Raw genomic sequence first — 23,520 nt, forward strand, 5'->3', positions numbered from 1 at the left:
GCCGCCGGGTGGCAGTAGCCCGTCGGCAGGAGGCCCTCAGGCGGGGTCTGCGCCGTGGCCGAGTTCGACGAGGGTGCGTACGGCGGATTCCAGGGCGAAGGTCATCGCGCCGCCGTTGGGTTCGAAGGCCGCGTGTTCGCCGGCGAAGTGGATCCGGCCCTCGGGCTTGCGGATCGCGGGCATCAGCGTGCTGTGGTGCCTCTCGGGCAAGATGTAGGCCCCTTCGGCGTAGGGGCGCTGGTCCCAGACGACCGAGGTGCCGGTCTCGAAGTGTTCCGCGGCTCCCGGCAGCGGCTCTTCGAGCTGGTCGAGGGTGAAACGCAGCCGCTCCTCGTCGGTCATCGCCGCGACGGCGCGGGCCCGACGGCCCGTCATCATGCACTCGATGATCTTGCGGGGGCCGGGCATGTGCGGTGTGGCGTCGCGGACCCACCGGATGGGCAGGTCGGTGGAGTAGCTGAGGTTGGCCTCGTGCCAGAACTTCCGCCGCATCTGGAGGTAGACGCGGACGACGGAGGAGTACCGCAGGCGTCGCATGGCGTCCTGTTTGGCCTCCGAGAGGCCCGCCTCGGAGAAGTCGACGTGTCGTATCGCGCTGAAGGGCACCGTCATGACGACGTGGTCGGCCGCGAGTGTCTGCAAGGTGCCGTGGTCGACGAACGTGACGCGGCTCTCGGTGGCGTCCTGGGTGACCCGCACGACGGGATTCCGGTAGCGGATGCGGTCCTTGAGGCGCTCGGCGAAGGCCCGTGGGAACCGGTCCGTGCCCCCTGCGATCTTCGACCAGCGCCCGTCGGCCCTGACCATGGAATGCGGACTCGCCTCGTGGCGCAGCCAGGAGAGGGCAGAGGCCGCCTTGAGGTCGCCGCCCCGCATCTCCAGGAAGAAGGGGTCCATCAGGTCGATCGCGGCCTCGGAGGCGCCTGCCGTGCGCAGGGCCTCGTGGACGGACTGCCGGTCGTACGGAGCCAGGCGCTCGGTCACGGACCATTCAGGTGCGTCGATGCCCGGCTGCAGTTTCCGGCAGACGGACTGGACATAGGTGTCGATCATCTCCGGGACGTCCATGCCCCGCTCCTCGTCGGTGAGGGGCAGGCCGAGCCGGGCGAGTGACGCCCGGTCGGTGGTGGCGAACTTGCCGTCGATGAAGTACGCGAAGTCGGGGTCCAGCAGGTCGGAGCGCTCCAGGCCGACGCCGAGTTCCCGCAGGTAGTGCATCGAGTAGTGGCAGTAGGGCGTGACGGTCATGGCTCCGGCCTCGGCGTAGAGCCCGTCGGCGAAGGGTTCGCGGAGGGTGTACGCCCGTCCGCCGGGCCGGTCCGTGGCCTCGAGCACTGTCACCTGGCTGCCGTGCCGGGCGAGTTCGTAGGCGATGGCCAGTCCGGCGAGGCCGGCGCCCACCACGATGACCTTCCGGGGAAAGGTGAGGCCCGTCAGCCCTGTTTCCAGCGCGCGCCGGGTGTCGGATTGCGTGGGTTCTGTCATGACCGTCCTTACTGCGGCGAAGCCGTGACACGGACACGCGCGGCCGGCCACGGACACCGGCCGGTTGCCGCTGCCGCTCCGGCTGCGGGTACGGGGTGCTGGTGCTGCGTGCGTCTGCGTGCGTCAGGTGCTGCGTGCTGCGTGCTGCGTGCTGCGTGCTGCGAGTACGGAGGCTCAGCGCGGTGCGGCGCCCTGTGCGAGGTCTTTCCTGAGGTGGTCGGCGGTGATCGAGTCCGGTGCCGACAGCAGCGCGGCCGGGGTCCCTTCGAAGAGGATCCGGCCCCCGTGGTGGCCTGCTTCGGGGCCGAGATCGATGACCCAGTCGGCCCGCTTGACCACGTCGAGATCGTGCTCCACCACGACGACGCTGTTCCCGCTGTCCACCAGGCGGTCGAGGAGCGTGAGGAGGTCGGCCACGTCGGCCATGTGGAGCCCGGTGGTGGGTTCGTCGAACAGATAGAGCCCGCCCGACTCGTGGAGCCGGTCGGCCAGTTTCAGCCGCTGCCGCTCGCCGCCGGAGAGGGTGGAAAGCGGCTGGCCGAGTGTGAGGTAGCCGAGCCCCACTTCCTGGAGCCTGCGCAGCTTGCGCAGCACGCCCGGCTCGGCGAAGAACTCCAGTGCTTCTTCGACGGTGAGCTCCAGGACCTCGACGATGTTCCTGCCGTCGAGGCGATGGCGCAGGGTCTGCTCGCGGTAGCGGCGCCCCTCGCAGGTCTCGCAGGTGAGGGTGACCGGCTCCAGGAAGGCCAGATCGGTCTGGATGACGCCGCGGCCCCGGCAGGTGGGGCAGCCGCCTGTCGAGTTGAAACTGAACATACCCGCTTCGACGCCGCTGGCCGCGGCGAACAGTTTGCGGATCGTGTCCATGATGTCGACGTAGGTGGCGGGGGTGGAGCGGGGCGAGATGCCGATGGCCGACTGGTCGACGCAGATGGCGTGCGGCTGCTGGGCGGCGAGGGCCTTGGTGACGAGCGTGGACTTGCCGGATCCGGCCACCCCGGTGACCGCGGTCAGAACACCGGAGGGCACCTCGACGGTGAGGTTCTTGAGGTTGTGGAGATTCACCTCCCGCAGGACGTAGGCACCCTTCGGTGTGCGGTGGTTGCGCGTGAGGCCCGGCACCTGCCGCAGCCATCGCCCGGTGAGCGTGTCCGACCGGCGCAGCCCTTCGACGGTGCCTTCATAGACGACCTCACCGCCGTGCGCTCCCGCGCCGGGGCCGATGTCGACGACGTGGTCGGCCACCGCGATCACATCGCGGTCGTGCTCGACCACGAGGACGGTGTTCCCCTTGTCCCGGAGGGCGAGCAGCAGTGCGTTGAGGCGTTCGACATCGCGCGGGTGCAGGCCCACGCTCGGCTCGTCGAAGATGTACGTCACATCGGTGAGGCTGCTGCCGAGGTGGCGGACGGTCTTGAGGCGCTGCCCCTCCCCGCCGGAGACGGTGGAGGTCTCGCGGTCCAGGCTCAGGTAGCCGAGGCCCACTGCCTGGATGCGGCGCAGGGCCGCGAGGGCGGCTTGGGCGACGGGTTTGGCCACCGGGTCGTGGAGCGCCTCCAGGACGGGGATGAGGTCGTTGACCTCCATGGCGCAGTAGTCCGCGATGTTGTGTGCGCCGATCCGGGATTCGAGCGCCGCGCTGTTGAGCCTGCCGCCCGCGCACTCGGGGCAGATGCCTTCCTCGGTGACTTCCGCGACGGCCTTGCGGTCCCGTTGGCTGAGGGAGTCCGCGTCCCGGTTGAGGTAGCGGCGGGTGAAGCGGACGAGCACGCCTTCGTACTCGTTCTTGTAGACGCTGTCCCTGCTGCGCCGGTCCACCTTGAATCCGCCGCCGTACAGCAGCAGTTCCCGCTCCTGTTCCGTGAAGCTGCTGATCGGCTTGTCGGGGTCGAACAGGCCGGACTCGGCGTAGAGCTGCCACTGGGCCGTGCCGGGCGCGAAGGAGGGGTAGGTGATGGCGCCCTCGTTCAGCGTCCTGGTCTCGTCGAGCAGGCGCTCGAGTGCGACGGTGACGGTCCGGCCGAGTCCGTGGCACGTCTCGCACATGCCGTGCGGGTCGTTGAACGAGTAGTGGTTGGACGGTCCCGCGCTGGGCTGCCCGTGCCGGGAGAACAGGACTCGCAGCATGGGCTGGATCTCCGTCATGGTGCCGACCGTGGAGCGGGAGTTGCCGCCCAACGGCTTCTGGTCCACCACGATGGCCGTGGACAGGTTCTCCATGACCTCGGCCCGGGGGCGGGCGTGCCGGGCCAGCCGGTTGCGCACGTAGGCGGGGAAGGTCTCGTTGAGCTGACGCTGGGATTCCACCGCGATGGTGTCGAAGACGATCGAGGACTTGCCGGAGCCGGAGACTCCGGTGAAGACGGTGAGCGTGCCCTTCGGGATCGTCAGGGAGACGTTCTTGAGGTTGTTCTCGCGGGCGCCCGAGAGAACGATGTCTCCGCTGAAGTGCCCCCGTCCTTCCATGCTGCTCCCCCAACGTCCGCCCGGCACAACGGCCCTGTCGCGATCCACCTTAGCAATGTGATTTCCTGGCGGCAATCACTAACTGTCCTCACGAGGACCCTCGACACCGACAGACCGGAGCCGCCGCACATGTGGACCTACGAACACTCCCGCACCACCACCGCCACCCCGGCGGCGGTGTGGAACTGCTACGCCGATCCGGCGCAGTGGCCCCGATGGGACAGCGAGGTGGCCCGGTTGACCCTCTCCGGCCCGCCGGCCGCCGGAACCCGCGGCACCCTGACCCTGCACGGCCGGCCGCCCGCCCCGATCACCATCGTCGAGGCAGTCCCCGAGTGCTGCCTGAGCACCGAGACGCGCACCCCGGACGGCACCCTCCTGCGGTTCACCCACCGGATCGAGGCGCTGGCCGAGGGCGCCCGCCTCACCCACCGGGTGGACATCGACGGACCCTCCGCTCACGACGCGGACTTCACCGCAGCGGTCACGGCCCCGGTCCCGGACACCATGCGGAGACTGGCCGAGGTGGCGGCCCGCCGGCGATAACCGCCACCGGCCACCCTCGCCCGTGCGCCCTTCCGAGGCGTCGCGAGCCGCCCTCTTCCCTGCCCGGCTCCCGCGGCATATGCTCGGCATGATTTCCGAATCGCAATCTTCACCTCTCTATGCGAAGCCGTGCCCTTCCCAGCGCGGCGGCCGCCCCGCGGTGCGCACGTCGTCTTCGTCCCTTCCCCCTTCTCGAAGAGGCAGGAGCCATGAGCCAGGAGCAGTGGACAGCCGTCGACTCCTACACCGGCAAGCTGCTGATACCGCAGGACACCACCCTGGAGCGGGCCTCCCGGGCGAGCCGGGAAGCCGGCCTGCCGGATGTCGAGGTCTCCCCCCACCAGGGCAAGCTGCTGCACCTGCTGGCCCGTGTCCACGGTGCGCGCACCGTCCTGGAGATCGGCACCTTCAGCGGGTACAGCACCATTTGGCTGGCCCGGGCCCTCCCCGCGGACGGGAAGCTGATCACGATCGAGTCCGGCATCCTGTTCGCCAAGGCAGCCGCGGCCCACATCGAGGAGGCCGGGCTCGCCCATCTGGTCGACCAGCGGGTCGGCAAGGCGCTCGACGTACTGCCGCAGCTCGCCGCGGAAGGGGCCGGGCCGTTCGACCTGTGCTTCATCGACGCCGACAAACCCGGCATGCCCGAGTACTTTCGCTGGGCGCTCGCGCTGTCCCGGCCCGGCAGCGTCATCGTCGTCGACAACGTGGTCCTCGGCGGATCCCTCGTCGAATCGGCCGGCACGGACCCGGCGGTGGACGGCGCCAGGGCTCTCCACGACATGCTCGCCGCCGAGCCGCGGGTGAGCGCCACGACGGTACAGACCGTGGGCGCCAAGGGCTACGACGGGTTCACGCTCGCAGTCGTGGGGGAATGACCGTCCACTCCTCCCCGTGGACGGGCAGCGCAGGCGGCCGGGGCCGGACACCGCTGTGGCCCCGGCCGCCGGGCGTCACGGCCGCGTCCGTGCCCCGTCGCCATGGGAGGGCGCCCGGTGGTCCTCGGCCGCTGCACCCCCGGTCCCCTCCGTCCGGGCGGCTGCGGCCCCGGCGTCTTCGGCGCCCGCCCTTTCCGGGCCGGTCGGCGAGACCGGACCGCCACGCCGTGCGCGGCGGTCGCGGCGGGCGCGGCGGGCGGCGAGAGCCGCCGGGACCATCGCGAGCAGCCCCGTCGCGGCCATGGCCGCACCGATCCACAGCGGCGAGAGAAGTCCCAGCCCCAGGCTGATGGCCACTCCCCCGGCCCACGGGCCCACGACGACACCCACATTGATGGCTGACGCGTTCACCGTGTTGACCAGCGGACCGTCGTTGGAGACCCGAAGGACCCGCGCACCCATGACGGGGCTGAGCGGCAGCCCGGTCAGCCCGAGCACGGCCACCGCCGCCACCGTGAGGACCCGGTGGTGCGCCACCAGCGCGAAGACGACCAGGACGAGGGTGACGACCGCGAAGCCGTACACCAGCAGCGGCAGCATGTACCGGTCGGCCAGACGGCCGGTGACGACGTTGCCGACGATGGTGCCGGCGCCGAACACGGCGAACAGCCAGGGAACCGCACCGGATCCGAATCCGCTGATCTCGGTGAAGATCGGGGAGAAGTAGCTGTTGGCCGCCATGATGGCCCCGATCACCAGGGCGTTGGTGCCGTAGACCCCCCACAGCTTCGCGTTGCGGAAGGCGGAGATCTCCCCTCGCAGCCGCATCCGCTCCGGCATCGGGGTGGTGGGCACCCTCCGCCACACGGCCAGCGCGTTCAGGGCCGCGAGCGCACCGACGGCCCAGAAACTGGCCCGCCAGCCGAAGTGCTGGTCGATCAGGGTGGCGGCCGGCAGCCCTACGACCTGGGCGACCATCAGCCCGCCGAAGAGCACCGAGAGAGCGCGGCCCCGCTGGTCCTTGTCCACCAGCTGCGCGCACACCGCGACGGCGATACCGAAGAACGCTGAGGCGGCGAGCGCCGTGATCACCCGGGCGGCCACCAGCACCCAGAACTCCTGCGCCGCGGCACCGAGCAGCTGGCCGGCGACAAAGGTGGCCAGCAGCCACAGCAGCGCCTTCTTCCGCGGTACCCGCAGCAGGGCGACCGTCAGCACCGGGCCGCCGACGACCATGCCCATCGCGTAGACGGAGATGAGGTACCCGACGGTGGAGACCGACACGTCGAACTCGGACGACAGGCTGGGCAGGAGCCCGGCGACCATGATCTCCGTCGTGTTCAGACAGAAGACGCCGATCCCCAGGACCACGATGGCGTAAGGCATGTGACTCCGTTTCACTGCGACCGGCCGAGGCGGCTCGCCACGCCTCGGCCGGTTGATCCCCCCGGGGCCGTTGCCCCGGGCTCGCCCCGCTCGCTAGGCGAGGCTGGGGTTGACGAGGTCGGGAGCGGTCCATCCGTCGAGGTCGTACTCGGCCATGCACTCCTCCGCGAACCCCTTGTAGGCGTCGACGAGACCGGAGTTCTGCTGCGCCAGCAGCAGTTCGATGCGGACGTTCTCGTGGTTGCCCGAGTAGTTGCGTTCGTAGAGTTCGTGCCGGCCTCCGAACTCCGTCCCGATGGAGTCCCAGACCAGCTTCATCAGCTTCACCCGCTCCACCGAGTCGTAGCCGTGGGAGCCGCGCACGTACTTGTCCAGCAGGCGGCGGAGTTCGGGCTGCCGGAAGTCCTTGGCGTGCGAGGTGAAGTAGACCAGCGCGCTGCCCAGGTCCTGGAGCAGGATCTCGCGTATGCGGGGGTAGCCGATGGTCATGAACCAGCGGTAGGCCATGCCGTAGTCCAGGTTCGGCAGCAGGGCACCGTTGTGCCAGGTGTCCGGGTTCTGCGCCATCGCGTCACCCAGGCCCCAGAACATGTTGCGCCAAGCGAGGACCTCGCCGACCCGGGTCTGGATGCCGCGGAAGTCCTTGGTGCCGGTGGCTTCGACGCCCTTGAGCAGCAGGCCGGCCAGGAAGTCCAGCTTGACGCCGAGCCGGGTGATGCCGTGGAACGTCAGCCGGTGGGTGAACCCGGAGGAGGTGAGGAAGGTGCCCGCCTTGGCCGTGTCGCCGTAGATGAAGACGTTCTCCCAGGGGACCTTCACCCGGTCGAGGATGAAGATCGTGTCGTTCTCGTCCATCCGGCTGGAGAGCGGGTAGTCGAAGGGGCTGCCCACCGCGTCCGCCATCACGCCGTACGAGGGGCGGCAGATCAGCTTCACCCCCGGGGTGCCCATCGGCAGGGTGCACACCAGCGCGTACTCCCGCTTTTGGACCGGCAGCCCGTAGTGCGCGATGAAGTTGCAGTGGGTGATCGCCGAGCCGGTGGCGACGACCTTGGCGCCGCTGACGATCAGGCCGTCGTCCCGCTCCTCCTCCACGTGCACGAAGACGTCGTTGCTGTCCGCGGGACGATGCCGGTCCACCGGGGGATTGATGACGGCGTGGTTCCAGTAGAGGACCTGTTCCTGCGCTTCGCGGTACCAGCGGGCGGCGTTGTCCGCGTACTCGCCGTAGTACTCGGGGTTGACGCCGAGGCTCACCAGGAAGCTGGCCTTGTAGTCAGGGCTGCGCCCCAGCCACCCGTAACTCATACGGGCCCACTGCGCGATGGCCTCACGGTCGCCGACGAGGTCCTCGACGCTGCGCGGGATACGGAAGAACTTGTGGGTGAAGCCCTGGCTCCCGGTGTCCGTCGGGGCGGTCAGCACTCCTGCCCGTTCGGGGTCGTGCAGCGAGTCGTAGAGACGGGCGGTCATACGCGCGGTGTTGCGGAAGGCGGGGTGCTTGGTCACGTCGTCGACCCGCTCCCCGTAGGCCCAGATCTCCCGGCCGTCGCGCAGACTCTCCAGGTACTCGTCGCCCGTCAGCGGCCGTGTGACACGTGGCTGCGCGCTCTGATCGGCGGTGGGTCCGCGGCCGTGTTCCGTCATGTCCGACCTTCCGTGGTCATGGGGTGGGCAGGTTGGTGACGCTGCGCATTGGCCGGGTCGTCGAGCGATCCGGACCAGGGTTCGGTACGGCTGTCCGCGGCGAGCCGGGGGAACCCGCCGCGGAAGAAGGCGAGCGGCGGGCCCCCGGTGACGTGGAAGCCCACCACGCTGCCCACCAGAAGCTCGTGGTCCCCGCCGTCGTACCGGCGCCACGGCCGGCACACGAGGTGCCCGACCGTGTCGGCGAGCAGGGGCACTTCGTCCGGTCCCGGAGCGGCCCAGCGGACGGGCTCGGCCATCGGCCGGCCCGCGAAGTGCAGGGCCACGCCGCGCTGCCCCTCGGTGAGCACGTTGATGGCGTATGGACAGGAGCCGAGCAGCGCGGCGGCCCGGCTGCCGCGGTCGAGACCGACCAGCACCAGTGGCGGGTCCAGCGAGACGGAGGTGAAGGAGTTCACCGTGATGCCGTGCACCTGGGTGCCGCTCCGGAAGGTGACGACGGTGACGCCGGTCAGGAAGCTGCCCAGGCAGGCGCGCAGTTCCCGGTGGTCGACGGCCACCGGCCCGGGACCGCCCGTATCCGGGCCGCGCGTCTCCGGTGCACCCGTCTCCGGTGCGCCCGTCTCCGGGCCGCCCGTCTCCGGGGCGCCCGCTGCTCGGTCCGCACTCCTTCCCGCGCCCGCGCCGGGTGACGGCGGTTCAGCCGGCGGCGCGCAGGTCCTCGATGTGCCGCGCAAGCTTCTCGGCGTTGTCATGCCGGAAGATTTCTTCGACACTGATGTCAATACCGAGCACCTTCTTCAGGTTGGAGGCCAGCTGCACGAAGTGCAGCGAGTTCCCGCCGTTCTCCAGGAAACCGTCGGAGGCCGTGACGTCGTCGACGCCGATGATGTCCTTCCAGGTGTGCAGAACCGCGGCTTCCAGTGGGCTGCTCATGCGTTCACCGCTTTCCGGTCGTTCGGTCTGGGTCCCGGGGTCCGTGAGAGAGGTCCGGTCGATCTTTCCGTTGACGTTGAGGGGCATGGCGTCGAGGTGCCGGAAGTCGGAGGGGATCATGTAGTCCTGCACCAGCTCCCGCAGGTGGTCCACGAGGTGTGAGGGCCGCAGGGCCGCGTCGTCGCGGGTGGTGTAGAAGGCCACCAGTCGGCGCTGGGTGACCTCGTCTCCGAACGCGCGGACCACCGCCTGGTCGACGGCCTCGTGCGCGCGCAGGGCGAGCTCCACCGCGCTGGTTTCGACGCGGTAGCCGCGGATCTTGACCATGCCGTCGGACCGGCCCAGCAGCAGGAGGTTGCCGTCCGGTGTCTTCAGGGCCCGGTCACCGGTCCGGTAGAGCACCCGGCCGGGGTCGGCGGGGTGGGGCACGAACTTCTCGTCAGTCGCCGCAGAGTCGTTGAGGTAGCCCCGGGCGACCCCGGCCCCACCGATGCACAGCTCGCCGGGCTCGTCCGGTGCGCACGGCCTCAGCCGGGCGTCGAGGACGTCGGCTGTCATCAGTGGCATCGCACGCCCCACCGGCACCCGCTCCCCGGCCCGTGGCGGGTCGTCCGCGCGGACGCGGTAGACGGCCACCAGGGAGGAACCCTCCGTGCAGCCGTAGCAGTTGTAGACCTTCGCGGAGGTGGTCGCGGCCGCCTTCGCCAGGTGGGCGGCGGAGGGGAAGTCCCCACTGACCGTGATGACGCGCACGTTCCGCAGGCTCCGGGGCTCCTGGTCGACCAGCAGGTTGAACAGGCCGCACGGCAGGCTCAGGAACGTCACACCGTGCTGCTCGATCGCCTCCACCAGATCCGTGAGTGTCGGGGTCCGCGGGGGCAGGACGACGAGCCGGGCGCCGTGCAGCAGGCTCTGCCAGATCTCGATGGTGGACGCCGCGAAGGAGTGCGCCGCCTGCTGTACGAAACAGTCGTTCTCGGTGATCTCGAATTCGTCGCTGTGCACGGCCAGCCGGGTCAGCCCACGATGCGGCACCAGCACCCCCTTCGGCCTCCCGGTGGAGCCGGAGGTGAACATCACGAACGCGGGGCCCTCCGGGTCCGACCCGGCCTCCAGGGCGCCGCCGTCGCAGTCGCGGGCGCGCTCGATCAGGGCGGTGGTGGTCACCCGGCGCGGGCCGTCCCCGGATTCGGGCGCGGGCCACCGGCCCTGGTGCACTAGCAGCCGAACATCCGCTTCCTCGACGATGCGCCGGACGACTGCGTCAGGGTGGGCGGGGTTCAGCGGGACGACGCAGCCGCCGGCTTTGAGTACGGCCAGCGTGATCACATAGAGCTCAAGGGAACGGGTGAGGTGGAGGCCGATGAAGGTGCCGGGCGCCACGCCGCACTCCCGCAGGGCGTGGGCGACCTTGTCGGCGCGTGCGTCGAGTTCCGCGTAGGTGAGCCGCTCCGGCCCGTGCACCAGGGCGGTCCTTTCCGGGTACCGGCGCGCCACTTCCCCGAAGAGTTCCGGAAGCGTGCTGTTCTCCGGTCCTGACCCCGGTCCCCCTGTGACGCTGCGCATTCCCCGCGCTCCTTTCCCCTGCCGGTGGCAGTGGTCGATCCGGAACCTTTCGAGAACGAGAGCCGGCGCATGGCGGCGAACGCGGTGTGCATTCCCCGGGTCCGCAGGCGTTCGGCTGCGACGGAACAGTTACTTGATTTCTGTTTGGCAATCACTATTGGATGTGTGAGCTGCCGCTGTCAAGTCGCTGTAGGTCAACCGGCCGCTGCGGGTGAGCAGTTCGAGGGCGAAGCGCGAGGGGCTCAGTCCGATCACCCGGCCGATGTCCTCGAACCACTCCAGGCTCACCTGCGCGGCGCGCTGCGTCGCCGCCACCGCCGGGCGGCGCTCCGCCTCGTACAGGGCCAGCGCCTCCGGTACCGAACCGCACTGCTGCAGGCAGGTCGCCAGCGACAGGGCGTCCTCCAGCGCGAGCTTGGTGCCCGAGCCGACGGAGAAGTGGGTTGTGTGTGCCGCGTCCCCCAGCAGTACGACGTTCTCGTGCCACCACTTCCGGTTGCGGACCACTGTGAACCGGCGCCACCGGGACCGGTTCCCCCTCAGCCGATGCCCCTGCAGGGCGGCGGAAAAGATCTCCTCCAGTCTGCCGATCGCCCACCGGTCGCTGCCGTCCGCCGTCGGCGGGGCCTCGTCGCCGGAGGGGAAGCCCGCCGCCCGCCAGGTGCGTTCGTCGGCCTCGGCGATGAACGTGCTGCGACCGGTGTCGAACGGATAGGCGTGCCCGTGCAGTGGCCCGTACGGCGTCTCCGCGATGAGGAAGGTGAGCGCGTCGAAGGGCTTGTCCGTCGCCAGCCAGATGTAGCGCGAAGTGCGGGGATCGAGTTCGGTACCGAACACCTCCCGGTGCCGGGCACGGGTCTGGGAGTGCGCACCGTCGGCGCAGACCACCAGGTCGAACTCGGCCACGAGCCGGTCCAGCGGCGGGGCCTGGGCCCCGAAGAGCACTGAGGCACCGGCCTTCCGGCAGCGCTCCCGCAGCAGCCCGAGCAACTCCTTGCGGCCGATGGCGGCGAACCCGTGGCCGCTGGAGGTGACGATCTCGTCCCGGTAGTGCACGGCGATGTCCGGCCAGTGCACGAAGTGCGCGGCGAGGTCCTCGTGCAGTTCGGGGTCCGCCTCCCGGATGCCGTTCAGGGCCGCCTGGGAGAAGACCACGCCGAACCCGAAGGTGTCCCCCGGGTGGTTGCGCTCCCAGACGGTCACCTCGCTGTCCGCGATCAGATGTCTGACCCGCGCCGCGAGGTAGAGCCCCCCGGGCCCGCCCCCGGCAATCGCGATCCGCACGCTCGCCTCCTCCTTCACCTCGGGTGGCACGACCGGCCCCGTACCGGACGGCCCCGTACCGGACGGAGCATCGGTCGGGCGCGTCCGCGTCCTCGGGGCGCAGCTCCACCCGTGCGGACATGGGCATCGACGGGGACCGATGCTAGCATCTGATTTCCATCGAGAAACTACCCATTGAGAAACTACCCAGTGCACGAAACCGCCGGGAACCTCATTCCGCTTGTTTTCGAGAGGTGCGCCATGCCCAGGCCCCACCCGCACGACGCGACCGCCTCCGCCACCACGGCCGCCGAACTCGTCGACCGGCTTCTCAACTCTCACGAAGCGCCGCCGTTCGCACTTCTGCGGCGAACAGCACCCGACAGTCGGGAACCCGGCCCGGTGGAACTCCTGCTCGGATCGGTACGGGAAGTCGACCAGATCTCCGACATTCCGCTCGCCGACCCTCTCCCCCGATCCGGCGGCGGCCCCCAGGCGCTGGCACTCGTCCCCTTCCGTCAGATCCGGGAGCGCGGTTTCGCCTGTCATGACGACTGCACCCCGCTGCGGGTCCTGGTGGTCGAGGAGAGCCACGTACTGGAGACGGAGGAAGTGCTGGCCGCCCTCCCGAACGAGCCCATCACGCTGCGGAACGCGGCGTTCGACCTGGACGACGACGCGTACGCCTCCGTCGTCGAACGCATCCTGCGCGAGGAGATCGGACCCGGCATGGGGGCCAACTTCGTCATCCGCCGCGACTTCACCGCCCGGCTGGACAGCTACGGCACCTCCACAGCGCTGGCGCTGTTCCGGCGCCTGGTGTCCGCCGAGGCCGGTGCCTACTGGACGTTCTGCGTGCACACCGGGCCGGCAGCCGCCGGGGGCGACGGGCGCACCCTGGTCGGCGCCAGCCCGGAGGCCCACGTCGTGGTCCGGGACGGGGACGTGGTGATGAACCCGATCAGCGGGACCTACCGGTACCCGCCCACCGGACCGGACAGCGCCGGCCTGCTGACCTTTCTGGAGGACCGCAAGGAGATCGACGAGCTGCACATGGTGCTCGACGAGGAGCTGAAGATGCTCTGCGCGGTCGCCGACAGCCAGGTGCGGGTGCACGGCCCCTACCTGCGGGAGATGGCCCATCTGGCCCACACCGAGTTCGAGTTGCGCGGGCGCAGCTCCCTGGACGCCCGCGACGTGCTGCACCGCACCATGTTCGCCGCCACCGTGACCGGCAGTCCGCTGGAGAACGCCTGCCGGGTCATCAGGCGGTACGAGGGCAGCGGGCGGGGCTACTACGCGGGGGCGCTGGCGCTGTTCGGACATGACCGGCAGGGCCGCTGGATGGACTCCCCCATCCTCATCCGTACCGCCGACATCTCCCCCGACGGCACGCTGCGGATACCGGTCGGCGCCACCCTGGTCCGCGATTCCGACCCGCGCTCCGAAGTGGCCGAGACACACGCGAAGCTGGCCGGTGTACTCAGCGCCCTCGGACTCCGGGAGGGACCGGGAGAGCGGCCCGGCGCCCCGGCCGGACGGCCCCGCCACACGCCGTCGCTGTGCTCGCCCCGGGTACTGGCGTCCTTGGCCCGGCGGCGCCACAGCCTCGCCGGCCACTGGCTCGACCCCGCCCAGCTGCGGTCCTTGCGGGGCCGGGCGGACGAGATCGGGGTGCCGGACGAGGTGCTCATCGTCGACGCCGAGGACGACTTCACCGCGATGCTGGCGGCCCTGCTCCGGTCCACGGGTGCGCGGACCCTGGTGTGCGCCTACGACGACCCCCGGATACGGTCCGCACTCGACGAACATCGAGGGCCCGTCATCCTCGGGCCCGGCCCCGGCGATCCGAACAGCGTCATGGACCCGCGGATCGTCGCCCTGCGCGAGTTGGCCGCCGGGCTGCTGGACCACGCACGTGACTGCGGGAACCCGGTCCTCGGCATCTGCCTGGGCTTCCAGCTCCTGGCGGCCACCCTGGGGCTGCCCGTGGTGCGCGGGGACCGCCCCTACCAAGGGATGCAGCAGACGGTCGAGTTGTTCGGCCGCCCGGTGACCGCCGGCTTCTACAACTCCTTCCGGGTCCGCGCCGACGGTGCACAGACCGCGGCGCTCGCCGCGGACGGGGTGGAGCTCTCCCGCTGCCCGGAGACGGACGAGGTGGTGGCCTTGCGTGCGGCGCGGGTGGCCGGAGTGCAGTTCCACCCCGAATCCGTCCTCAGCCCGTCCGGCGCGGAGGCCCTGCTCCGGCTGCTCCGGACCGCCTGCCGACCGGCGGCCGCCCCCGCACCCCACCGGACGCCATAAGGGCTTCCTGCGGTAACATATTTTCTTTAGGGAAACGAAATGGGGTAGGAGAGACCGACGGCCCGGCCTGCCGGGCCGGCCCCGCTCATACCCCGAAGTGGAGTAGTACACATGACCGACCCGCAGGTCGCCACCCCGGACCAGCCGGTGGATCCGCCGCCCGCGCTGCAGGACGCGCTGTCCTTCCTGCAGTGCGTGCTGGTCGCCCGCCGTACCCGCACCAACCCCGATGTCATCAACTGGCAGCAGTACGACGTCCTGGAAACGCTGCGCATCCGCGGGGCGATGGTCCCCTCGCTGCTGAGCGAGTCCCTGGGGATCTCCCGGCAGACCACCTCCAAGGCGCTGCGCGTCCTCAAGGATCTGGAACTGGTCGAGCAGGCCTCGCTGGGAGAGGACAAGCGGGAGCAGACGACGTCGCTGACCTCCAAGGGGCATGCTTTCCTCGCGCGCACAGCTCGTAGCCATCGGGAAAACGTCCACGCCGCCGCCTCGGTGCTCTCCCCGGGAGAGCAGGCCCTCTTCGCCGAGATGTGCCAGAAGGTCGCCGACTCCATCAACGACCTGCTGCACGAGCGGCCGGAGGAGCACGGTTCACGGGCCGCCCAGGACGTACAGCAACCGGTCCACCCGTCCTGACCTCACGTCGCCGAGGGCTGGACACCGGGCCGGGTGATCGGCTGCCAGTGGGCTACGACGGCGACGGCCTGCATCAGGTTCAGCCGCGGATCGCACAGTGTCCGGTAGCGCGGTCCCCGTATCGGGGTGACACCCGCGCCCGCGCACTCGCTGATGTCCAGCGGCGAGGACTCGATGTGCAGGCCCGCGCACCTGCCCCCGGCGTCCGCCACCACGGACAGGAACCCGCGGAGCTCGTTCATGACGGCGTCGAGGTGCCGGATCTTCAAACCGGTGCCGTCCGCGACGGTGTTCCCGTGCATCGGGTCGCACATCCACAGCACCGGATGACCGGCCCCGCGCACGGCACGCACCAGCGGCGCCAGCCGGCCGATCGCCCCCGCGCCGAAGCGCGCGATCAAAGTGAGCCGGCCGGGGATGCGGCGCGGGTCGAGGAGGGTGCACAGCTCCAGCACCTCCTCGGCCGTCGCCTCCGGGCCCACCTTGCACGCCACCGGGTTCCCGAGTCGCGCCAGCAGCCGCACATGCGCGTTGCCGGGCTGCCGGGTCCGCTCGCCGATCCACGGCCAGTGGGCCGACGACAGATAGTGGCCGCCCTCCCCCGTCGGGCGCACCTGCGGGCCCTCGTAGTCGAGGAGCAAGGCCTCATGGCTGGTCCACACCCGCTCCCGCGGGTGGCAGCCGGCGCCCCTGCCGAGGGCCTCCAGCGCGCGGAGGCTGCGCTCGGCGGAGGCGCGGCAGTCCAGCAGCCGCGCGGGGTTCGGGCGGCGAGCCTCCGGCGTGGGCTCCGGCCCGTTGACCATGGGCCCCCGGAAGACCGGGAGCCGGACACCGTCGACCGTCTCGTGCGCCCGGGAACGCGGCTTGGCGAACTGCCCGGCGAGCCGCCCCACCCGCACCACGGGCCGTCCGGCGCCCACCCGCATGATGTCGCCCAGCACGTCGAGCATCTCGGTCTTGAGTGCGACGTCGGCGGCGCCGCACTCGGCGGGGTCCTCGGCGCAGTCCCCTGCCTGAAGTACACACAACTCTCCCTCGGCGACCCGCGCGAGGAGCGTCCCGAGTTCCCGCACCTCCTCCCAGCGGACCAGGGGCGGGCTCGTCGCGAGAGCTGATCTGACCGACCCGGCCCGGTCCCGGTCCGGCCACTCGGGCTGCTGGGCCGCCGGCCGGGTGAGGGCTGTGAGGGGTTCGAGGCCGGACTGATGGCGGACGCCGAGGGAAGCGCTGTCACTCACCGTCTGGTCCCCTCATCTTCTGTCGGTGCCGCGCAGGCCGCGGACTGCGGGACGTACAGCACGGACGGCTCATGGCAGCTCCCCCGCCCCGTCGGAAGTAGTCGATCATCCGGGACACTGCCTCGACGTCGATCGGTGGGAACGCCATGCCCAGGCGCTGGAGCGCGTGGCGCGTCGTGTCGTTGCCGTAGACGTTCTCCCCGAGTTCCAGTGCGCCTTCCTGGAAGAGGGGCACCGCAGCGGCCAGCGCGTTGTCCCCGGCGCGGGCCGCGGCGGCCTCCAGGGAGGCGAACCACTGCTCGGAGGAGACCACCTCCAGCGGATATCCGGCCTCCCGGATGGCGGTGTGCACCACGTCGAAGGTGGCGGGGCTCGGGTGGAAGAGGTGGAAGGTCTCGTTGCCCTCGCTGTGCCGCGACAGCAGAACGAAGGCACGGCTGACGAAGTCGACCGGCAGCAGGTCGGTCGTCAACTGCTCGGGCGGAGGCGCCGTACCGAGCTGGATGAAGCTCTTGATCTGCCGCCAGAGGAAGTCGTCGGCCTGACAGGCGCCGGTGGCCGCGTCCCCGGATATCCGGCCCATCCGGTAGACGCTCACCGGGAGTCCCCTCTCCCGTGCCGCCTGCGCCAGGTGTTCGGCCACCCATTTGCTCTGTGTGTACCCGATGCCCAGTTGCCGGTGGTCCTCGGGGACGCAGCTCTCGGTGATCACTTCGCGGTCCTCCGCCGGGGAGAAGACGGCGATGGTGGACGCGTAGTGCAACGGCGTGGGCTGCCCCTCGGCACAGAACTGCAGGACCGCGGCCATCCCGTCCACGTTCGTGGGCTTCACCGAGGCGTACGGCGCCACGAAGTTGATGTGCGCTGCGGCGTGGTAGACCGCGTCGATGCAACGGGACAGCTCCCGGTACGTCCCGCGGTCGAGCCCCAGATGTTCCTGGGACAGGTCGCCCAGCACCGGGACGACCCGGTCGGTGTCCAGGTCGTGCCGCAGGTCGTAGCCGAGGGCGGCGTCCTTGAGCCGCTGCCGGGCCTGCGCATGGTTCGCGGCCCGGACCAGGCAGTGGACACGCACATCGGTGTGGGCGAGCAGATCCCGCAGCAGATAGGTGCCCAGGAAACCGGTGGCCCCGGTCAGCAGCACGTCCCGCGCCTCGCGTGTCCTGCGCCCCCCTTCCTCGGCAGGCCGGTACCCGGCGGGCACCCGGACGCTCTCCGGCAGCCGGATCTGTGCACGCAGGTCCTGCCGACACCGCGCGGTGGGAGCCGGGCCGGCCTGGGCCGGGGCGGCGCGGAGCGCGTCGATGCAGGCGGCCATGCCCGCCACGGTGGGACGGTCCAGCAGCTCGCGCAGCGGGACGTCGACGCCGAAGTGGTCGCGCAGCTGGTAGACGAGCTGGGTGGCCAGGATCGAGTGGCCTCCCCGGGCGAAGAAGTCGTCGTGCGCCCCGATGTCCTCGGTCTTCAGCAGCGCGCTCCACCGGTTCGCGATCTCCCGTTCGGTCGGTGTGGTGGGCGGCGCGGAGGCCACGGGAGAGGTCGGTTCGAACAGCTCCGGAAGCTTCTTGCGGTCGATCTTCCCGCTCGGTGTCGTCGGGATGCGGTCGAGGTGCACGAAGTGCGAGGGCATCATGTAGTCGGGCAGCAGACCGGCCAGCAGCTCTCGGAGCGTTCCGTCGTCCATCCGCTCGCGGGCGTCCAGATAGGCCACGAGTCGGGTGTCGCCGCTGTCGAGCCGTACCGTGCCGACGGCCGAGGCGTCCACGACGTGGAGGCTGTTGAGTGCCGCCTCCACTTCGGCCGGCTCGACGCGGTAGCCGCGGATCTTGACCTGGTCGTCGACCCTGCCCAGGTACTCGAAGTTGCCCTCGGCATCGACCCTCACCAGGTCGCCGGTCCGGTAGATGCGCCCCTTCGGCCGGTCGGGGGAGGCGAGCAGCGGATGGACGGCGAACCGTCGGGCGGTCTCCTCCGGCAGCCGGTTGTATCCCGGGGAGATCAGCTCGCCGCCCAGATACAGCTCCCCCGGGATGCCGGGCGGCACCAGGTTCCCGCCCGCGTCCAGCACGAGCATGCTGAACCCCGGCAGCGGCCGGCCGATGGAGGCGGTCTCCCCCCAGCTTGCGGGGTCGTCGGGCAGCCGGTGTGCGGAGACCACGTGCGTTTCCGACGGCCCGTACATGTTCCACAGCCGGGCGCGGGGGTGAGCGGCGAAGAACTCCCTGATCTGCGGGGAGACGACGAGCTGTTCGCCGGTGGAGACGACCTCCCGCAGCGCGTCGAGCCGCAGGCCGGCGCCGGTGGCGACCGCCGCCAGGTGCTGGAGGGCGATATAGGGGAAGTAGGCCCTGGCGATCCGCTCGCGCCGCATGAACTCCGCCAGCCGGTGCAGGTCCTTGCGCAGCTCGTCCGGGATCAGCACCAGGGTCCCGCCCCCGCACAAGGTGCCCAGGATCTCCTGGAGGGAGACGTCGAAGGACAGGCTCATGTACTGGAGAGTGCGGGCGCCCCGCCCCACCGCGGTGACGTCGAGCTGGTACTCGACGAGGTTGGCGATCGTGGCGTCGTTGAGAACGACGCCCTTGGGCAGCCCTGTCGAGCCCGAGGTGTAGATCACATAGATCTCGTCCTGCGGCCTCTTCACCGGCCCGGGGTCGGTGCTCGGGAACGCGGCGACGGCGTCCCGCGCCTCATCCAGGTTGAGCAGTTCCTGACCGGCCGGCAGCCGGTGGCCGAGGTCCTTCTGGGTGAGGACGAGCCGGGCGTCGGAATCCCCGAGGGCGTAGCCGATGCGGTCCTGCGGATAGGAGGGGTCGATCGGCACATAGGCGGCCCCCGACTTGAGCACGCCCAGCAGGCCGACCACCAGCTCCTCGGAGCGCTCCAGGAAGATCCCGACCCGGCAGCCCGCGGCGACGCCCCGGCTGCGCAGGTAGTGCGCCAGCCGGTTGGAGCGCTCGTCGAGCTGCCGGTAGGTCAGCCGCCGTCCGCCGTACTCGACGGCGATGTCGTCCGGTGTCCGCAGCGCCTGCTCGCGGAAGAGGTCCATGACCGGTCGGATGTCCGCCGACCCGCGTTCGCGGCTGCAGCAGCGTACCGCTGCCGCCTCCTGCTCCTGGTCGAGCAGCCGCAGTTGATCGAGTCGGGCCTCGGAGGTGTCCGCGAACTGCTGGAGCAGATGCACGAAGTGCCGCCCCATGGCCTCGACGGTGCTGCGGTGGAACAGTCCGGTGTCGTACTCGAAGATGCCGCTGAGGCCGCCGTCGCTGTCGCGGTCCTCGACGATCAGGGACAGGTCGTACTTGGCGCTGTGGCTGCCGTACAGCTCGACCTGGACGTCCACTCCGAGCCGGTCGAGGGTCGTCGCGTCGCTGTTCGGCATCACGAACATGGTCTGGAAGAGTGGCGAGTGGCCGGTGCTCCGCTCGGGCTGCACCCGCTCGATGATCTTGTCCAACGGGGCGTGCTTGTGCTGGAGCGAGCAGATGACGTCTTCCCGCACGGCCCGGTGCAGTTGGGCCAGCGTCATGTCCGCGGTCATCCGCTGGCGCAGGACGATCATGTTGACCAGGTAGCCGAGCATCTGCTGCGTCTGCGGTGTGTCCCGCAGCGAGGCCGGGCTGCCGATCAGCACTTCCGACTGGCGCGTGTACTTGTGGAGGAAGACCGCGTAGGCCGACAGCAGCAGCATGTACAGGGTGACGCCCTCCTGGGCGGCCCGCTTGCGGAGCTTGTCGGCCAGCTCGGGCGGAACCTGGAAACGGCTGACGTCGCCCTCGCGGGTGCGGGAAGAGGGACGCGGCTTGTCCAGCGGCAGGTCGAGCAGGGGAAGCGGCCCGGAAAGCTTCTTCTGCCAGTAGTCCAGGATGCGGTCGAGCGAGGCGGAATCCAGGCGTTCGCGCTGCCAGCGCACGAAATCCCGGTACTGGGCCGCCGGTGGCTCCGCAGTGTCCGGAAGGCCGTCGCGAAGCTTCACGAATGCGGAGAACCAGTCCTCGAGGAAGAGTCCGACCGATGTGGCGTCGAAGACGATGTGGTGCACATTGCACATCACGTGGATGCGCTCTTCCCGGTCGATCGCGCACACCACTCGCAGCAGCGGGCCTTTTTCCAGATCGAACGGCGTATCCATGACGCGTCGGAGAATCTCGTGGTATTCCGCGTCGTCGACATACCTCGCCACCGAGAAATCGACCTGCGGTTCCGGAGAGATGCGCTGGACCACCTCACCGTCCACCATCGTGAAGGTGGTGCGCAGCACTTCGTGCCGTGCGACCACGCGGCGCAGACTCTTCTCCAGCAGAGCCGGATCGGCCGCGAAACCCAGCTTCAGAAGGAGGGGGGCGTTGTAGATCGCGGGGTTCACGGCGGACTGGTCGATGTACCACAGTCCGGCCTGCCCGTAGGAGGCCGGCGGTGAGTCCTCGGCCGCGTCGGTGTGCGAGGCGGCGGGGGTGGGCGCGGATGCGGGTGCCTCACCCCGTTGCTGTTGCTCACCCTCTCGGAGCCGCTCGAGGCAGCTTGCCAGCCCTGTCAGGCTGTCGTGAGCAGAGATAGTTGCTGCAGCGATATCAAAACCAAAGACCTGTCGCAGGACCGAGCCGTACTCGGCAACCAGGTCCGACTGCCCCTCTTGCCGGTCAACGGCCACTGCGGTGGCGAAATCGACCGGCCCGGCGAGGTTTCTCCATGCCTGCTCCAGCACCGATTCGAGAGGACTTCGCACGTTCAACGCTCCCCCCATCAAGACACAGGTCAATCACCTGATTGCCATGCGGCAACGAGTCTGATCGCTCTCGACCGCATATGTCAAGGAAAACTCTTCTCACCGACTCGCAGGGCACTCCCGGACCACGAGGGCTGCCGCTACGGACGACCGGCACTTCGGACAACGGGGCCAACAATCGGCGGACCGGCGGGGTGCGCTCCGACCGGCGGGAAGCGGCGGACCTCCGGGCGCCCCCGGCGCAGCCACGGCCGGAGCCGCAACCGCAACCGCAACCACGTCGGACAGCAACCGGAACGAGGGAGTTCGCCCCACCGCGGCACCCTCAGGCGGCACACCCCGGCGCCGGATCACTCATGGCGCAGCAGAAGACAGCGAGTGCGGAAATGTGGTCGCTTCATCGATTCTTCGGCTCCGCTCGGCGCCCACTGTCCGCGCCGGGCCTCTCATCCGGGGACGACGCGGAGAATGCCTCTCGACAGACAGAAATGCGTTGCCGTTCACGTTCCCCGTCACGCCCCCTACGCGGCTCTCCCCGCAGTGCGACCGACCCGGGCGTTACCCGCGAGGCGGGTGCGGAAACCCGCCCCATCTCGGCCGGCGAGTTTCCGTGCATGGTGATGTCTGGAGCAGTGCGAGTTTCGCACCGTCGCCGACGGAGGGTCAAGACACCCGCCGAGCCGAACGATCCCCCGCCGAGGCTCAATTCCTCTGAAAATTCAACCACTTATACCGTCGAAGCGTTTCCGACCGGCGCGTTCCGACCGGCGCCCTTGGGCCATGTTCACCGTCGCGCGGAAGAGCCGGCGGCGCACCGGCCCTGTCAGGCAGAGCGGAGCCCCGTATCGACATCTGGACCCGCACACCTCTGCGGGGGCCGACCACTGCTGTGGCAGTTCGCACAGCAGGCATGCCGACCGGTGCGGTCCGCTCCGTCCGCCCGCCTGACACCGTGTCCCCGCGGTGGGGGGGCTGCGCAAGGTTCGACGAGGTCGACCGGTGGGCGGGTCAGACGCCCAGCACGGCTTTGGCCGTCAGGAAGTAGAGGATCAGACCGGTGGCGTCCACCAGGGTCGTGACCATCGGGGCGGAGACGACTGCCGGGTCGATCCGCAGCCGCTTGGCCAGCAGGGGCATGGTGCCACCGATGGTCGCCGCCCATCCGCAGATGAGCACCAGCGTGATGCCGACCACGAGAGCGATCTTCGCGCTGACGAACATCGTGCCCACCACCAGGCCGAGCGCGGCCAGCAGCGAACCCAGCACCAGGCCCACCCGGCACTCGCGCCAGATCACCTTCAGCAGGTCCGAGCCGCGCACCTCGCCGACCGCCAGAGCGCGTACACATGCGGTGGCGGCCTGGGCACCGGCATTGCCGCCCGCCCCGATGAGCATGGGGATGAACAGGGCGAGCGAGGCGACCTGTTCCAACGTGGCCTCGAACGCCCGGGTCACGCCGACCGTGAAGGTCGCCGCGACCAGCAGCAGGCTCAGCCACAGCGCCCGGTAGCGGGCGAGCTGCCAGACGGAGGCGGCCATGTAGTGGCCGGCCCAGGGGGCGGCACCGGCCTGACGGGCGACGTCCTCGGTGTCCGCCGCCTCGATGACCTCCACGGCGTCGTCGATGGTGAACAGCCCGACGAGCCGGTCCTCGCTGTCGACCACCGGAAGGTTCAGGTCGTTGGTCTCCCGCATCAGTCGGGCAGCGGCCTCGGCGGAGTCGGTGGCGTATCCGGAGGCCGGCTCGGTGACGACCAGCTTGGACACCAGTGTCTCCGGCGGATTGAGGACCAGCTCGCGCAGCTCCACGATGCCGGTCAGCCGGCGGCCGGAGTCCACAACGGGCAGCGTGTACACCGTCTCCGCGTCCGCTCCCTTCGCCCGTACGGTCCGCAGCGCCTGCTCGACGGTCAGATCCTGCGGCAGCGCCACCACCTCGGGCGTCATGTGGCGGCCGACCGAGCCCTCCGGATAGCCCAGCAGCGCGGAGGTCATCCGCCGTTCGTTGGGGCTCAACCCGGCCAGCACTCGCTTGACGACCTTGGCCGGGGCCTCCTTCAGCATCCTGGCCCGGTCGTCGGGATCCATTCCCTCCACAAGGTCCAGGAAGGACCGGTCCCGCAGCCCCTCCAGGATCTGCTGCTGGTCGACCGGCTCCAGCTCCTCGAACACCGTCAGCGCCCGGTCCTTGTCCAGCAACCGGAACGCCACCCCGGCGTCCACCGCGTCCATGCGTGCCAGCTCGTCGGCGGTCACATGTGGCGGGTAGGTCTCCAGCCACTCCTGGGCGGCATCCAGCCGATGACCCTGGACGAGGTCGCGCAACGACTCGGCCGGCTCCGCGCTCGGCTCTGGGGACAGGTGCGGCTGCGGCATGGCAAGGTCCTCAACACAGCAGTGGGATCGAACGTCGGGCATCGAGCGACCGCGCGCTAGC

At 70.1% G+C, this 23,520-nt stretch carries 14 protein-coding genes; 4 read left to right on the forward strand and 10 right to left on the reverse strand.

Annotated features, from left to right (window positions below):
* Positions 1-36: 36 nt before the first annotated feature.
* The gene (locus JW613_RS13675; RefSeq protein ID WP_209211073.1) at positions 37-1,485 is read right to left on the reverse strand and encodes a flavin monoamine oxidase family protein; all 1,449 of its coding nucleotides are present in this window, start codon (positions 1,483-1,485) and stop codon (positions 37-39) included.
* Between the two features lie 174 nt (positions 1,486-1,659).
* On the reverse strand, positions 1,660-3,951 hold the full coding sequence (locus tag JW613_RS13680; protein ID WP_209211074.1) for an excinuclease ABC subunit UvrA: 2,292 nt from the start codon (positions 3,949-3,951) through the stop codon (positions 1,660-1,662).
* 129 nt (positions 3,952-4,080) lie between these two features.
* On the opposite strand from JW613_RS13680, the gene JW613_RS13685 reads away from it, so the two are divergent.
* Together JW613_RS13685 and JW613_RS13690 are read left to right on the forward strand one after the other, a co-directional pair.
* A complete protein-coding gene (locus JW613_RS13685; RefSeq protein ID WP_209211075.1) occupies positions 4,081-4,497 on the forward strand; it encodes an SRPBCC family protein in 417 nt (138 codons plus the stop codon).
* Between the two features lie 209 nt (positions 4,498-4,706).
* Positions 4,707-5,375 carry an O-methyltransferase gene (locus JW613_RS13690; RefSeq protein ID WP_209211076.1) on the forward strand — a complete coding sequence of 223 codons (669 nt, stop codon included), beginning with the start codon at positions 4,707-4,709 and terminating at the stop codon, positions 5,373-5,375.
* Between the two features lie 75 nt (positions 5,376-5,450).
* Here the strand turns inward: JW613_RS13690 and JW613_RS13695 are convergent, their stop codons facing one another.
* The 5 genes from JW613_RS13695 to JW613_RS13715 form a co-directional block, all read right to left on the reverse strand.
* Complete coding sequence (locus tag JW613_RS13695; RefSeq protein WP_209211077.1) at positions 5,451-6,761, reverse strand: MFS transporter; 1,311 nt, start codon at positions 6,759-6,761, stop codon at positions 5,451-5,453.
* Positions 6,762-6,854: 93 nt separating this feature from the next.
* Positions 6,855-8,408, reverse strand: coding sequence for a 4-hydroxyphenylacetate 3-hydroxylase family protein (locus tag JW613_RS13700; protein ID WP_209211078.1), 1,554 nt, complete (start codon positions 8,406-8,408; stop codon positions 6,855-6,857).
* Positions 8,405-8,968, reverse strand: a complete 564-nt coding sequence (locus tag JW613_RS13705; protein WP_307865884.1) for a flavin reductase family protein — start codon at positions 8,966-8,968, stop codon at positions 8,405-8,407. Before JW613_RS13705 ends, JW613_RS13700 begins: the two co-directional genes overlap by 4 nt.
* Positions 8,969-9,107: 139 nt before the next feature.
* On the reverse strand, positions 9,108-10,910 hold the full coding sequence (locus tag JW613_RS13710) for a non-ribosomal peptide synthetase (RefSeq protein WP_209211080.1): 1,803 nt from the start codon (positions 10,908-10,910) through the stop codon (positions 9,108-9,110).
* A gap of 129 nt (positions 10,911-11,039) precedes the next feature.
* Positions 11,040-12,194, reverse strand: a complete 1,155-nt coding sequence (locus JW613_RS13715; protein WP_209211081.1) for an FAD-dependent monooxygenase — start codon at positions 12,192-12,194, stop codon at positions 11,040-11,042.
* Positions 12,195-12,434: 240 nt separating this feature from the next.
* Here JW613_RS13715 and JW613_RS13720 point away from each other — a divergent pair, with 240 nt between their 5' ends.
* Together JW613_RS13720 and JW613_RS13725 are read left to right on the forward strand one after the other, a co-directional pair.
* On the forward strand, positions 12,435-14,480 hold the full coding sequence (locus JW613_RS13720; protein ID WP_209211082.1) for an anthranilate synthase family protein: 2,046 nt from the start codon (positions 12,435-12,437) through the stop codon (positions 14,478-14,480).
* A gap of 111 nt (positions 14,481-14,591) precedes the next feature.
* Positions 14,592-15,119 (forward strand): MarR family winged helix-turn-helix transcriptional regulator, encoded by a 528-nt coding sequence (locus JW613_RS13725; protein ID WP_209211083.1) that lies wholly within the window; start codon positions 14,592-14,594, stop codon positions 15,117-15,119.
* A 2-nt stretch (positions 15,120-15,121) separates the two neighbouring features.
* Here JW613_RS13725 and JW613_RS13730 read toward each other — a convergent pair whose 3' ends face one another.
* The 3 genes from JW613_RS13730 to mgtE form a co-directional block, all read right to left on the reverse strand.
* A complete protein-coding gene (locus tag JW613_RS13730; RefSeq protein WP_209211084.1) occupies positions 15,122-16,357 on the reverse strand; it encodes a 3-deoxy-7-phosphoheptulonate synthase in 1,236 nt (411 codons plus the stop codon).
* A complete protein-coding gene (locus JW613_RS13735) occupies positions 16,350-21,083 on the reverse strand; it encodes a non-ribosomal peptide synthetase family protein (RefSeq protein WP_209211085.1) in 4,734 nt (1,577 codons plus the stop codon). The genes JW613_RS13730 and JW613_RS13735 overlap by 8 nt, the downstream gene beginning before the upstream one ends.
* A gap of 1,008 nt (positions 21,084-22,091) precedes the next feature.
* On the reverse strand, positions 22,092-23,459 hold the full coding sequence (mgtE, locus tag JW613_RS13740; RefSeq protein WP_209211086.1) for a magnesium transporter: 1,368 nt from the start codon (positions 23,457-23,459) through the stop codon (positions 22,092-22,094).
* Between the last annotated feature and the right edge of the window lie 61 nt (positions 23,460-23,520).

The organism is Streptomyces smyrnaeus, assembly GCF_017676345.1.
Taxonomy (GTDB): Bacteria; Actinomycetota; Actinomycetes; order Streptomycetales; family Streptomycetaceae; genus Streptomyces; species Streptomyces smyrnaeus.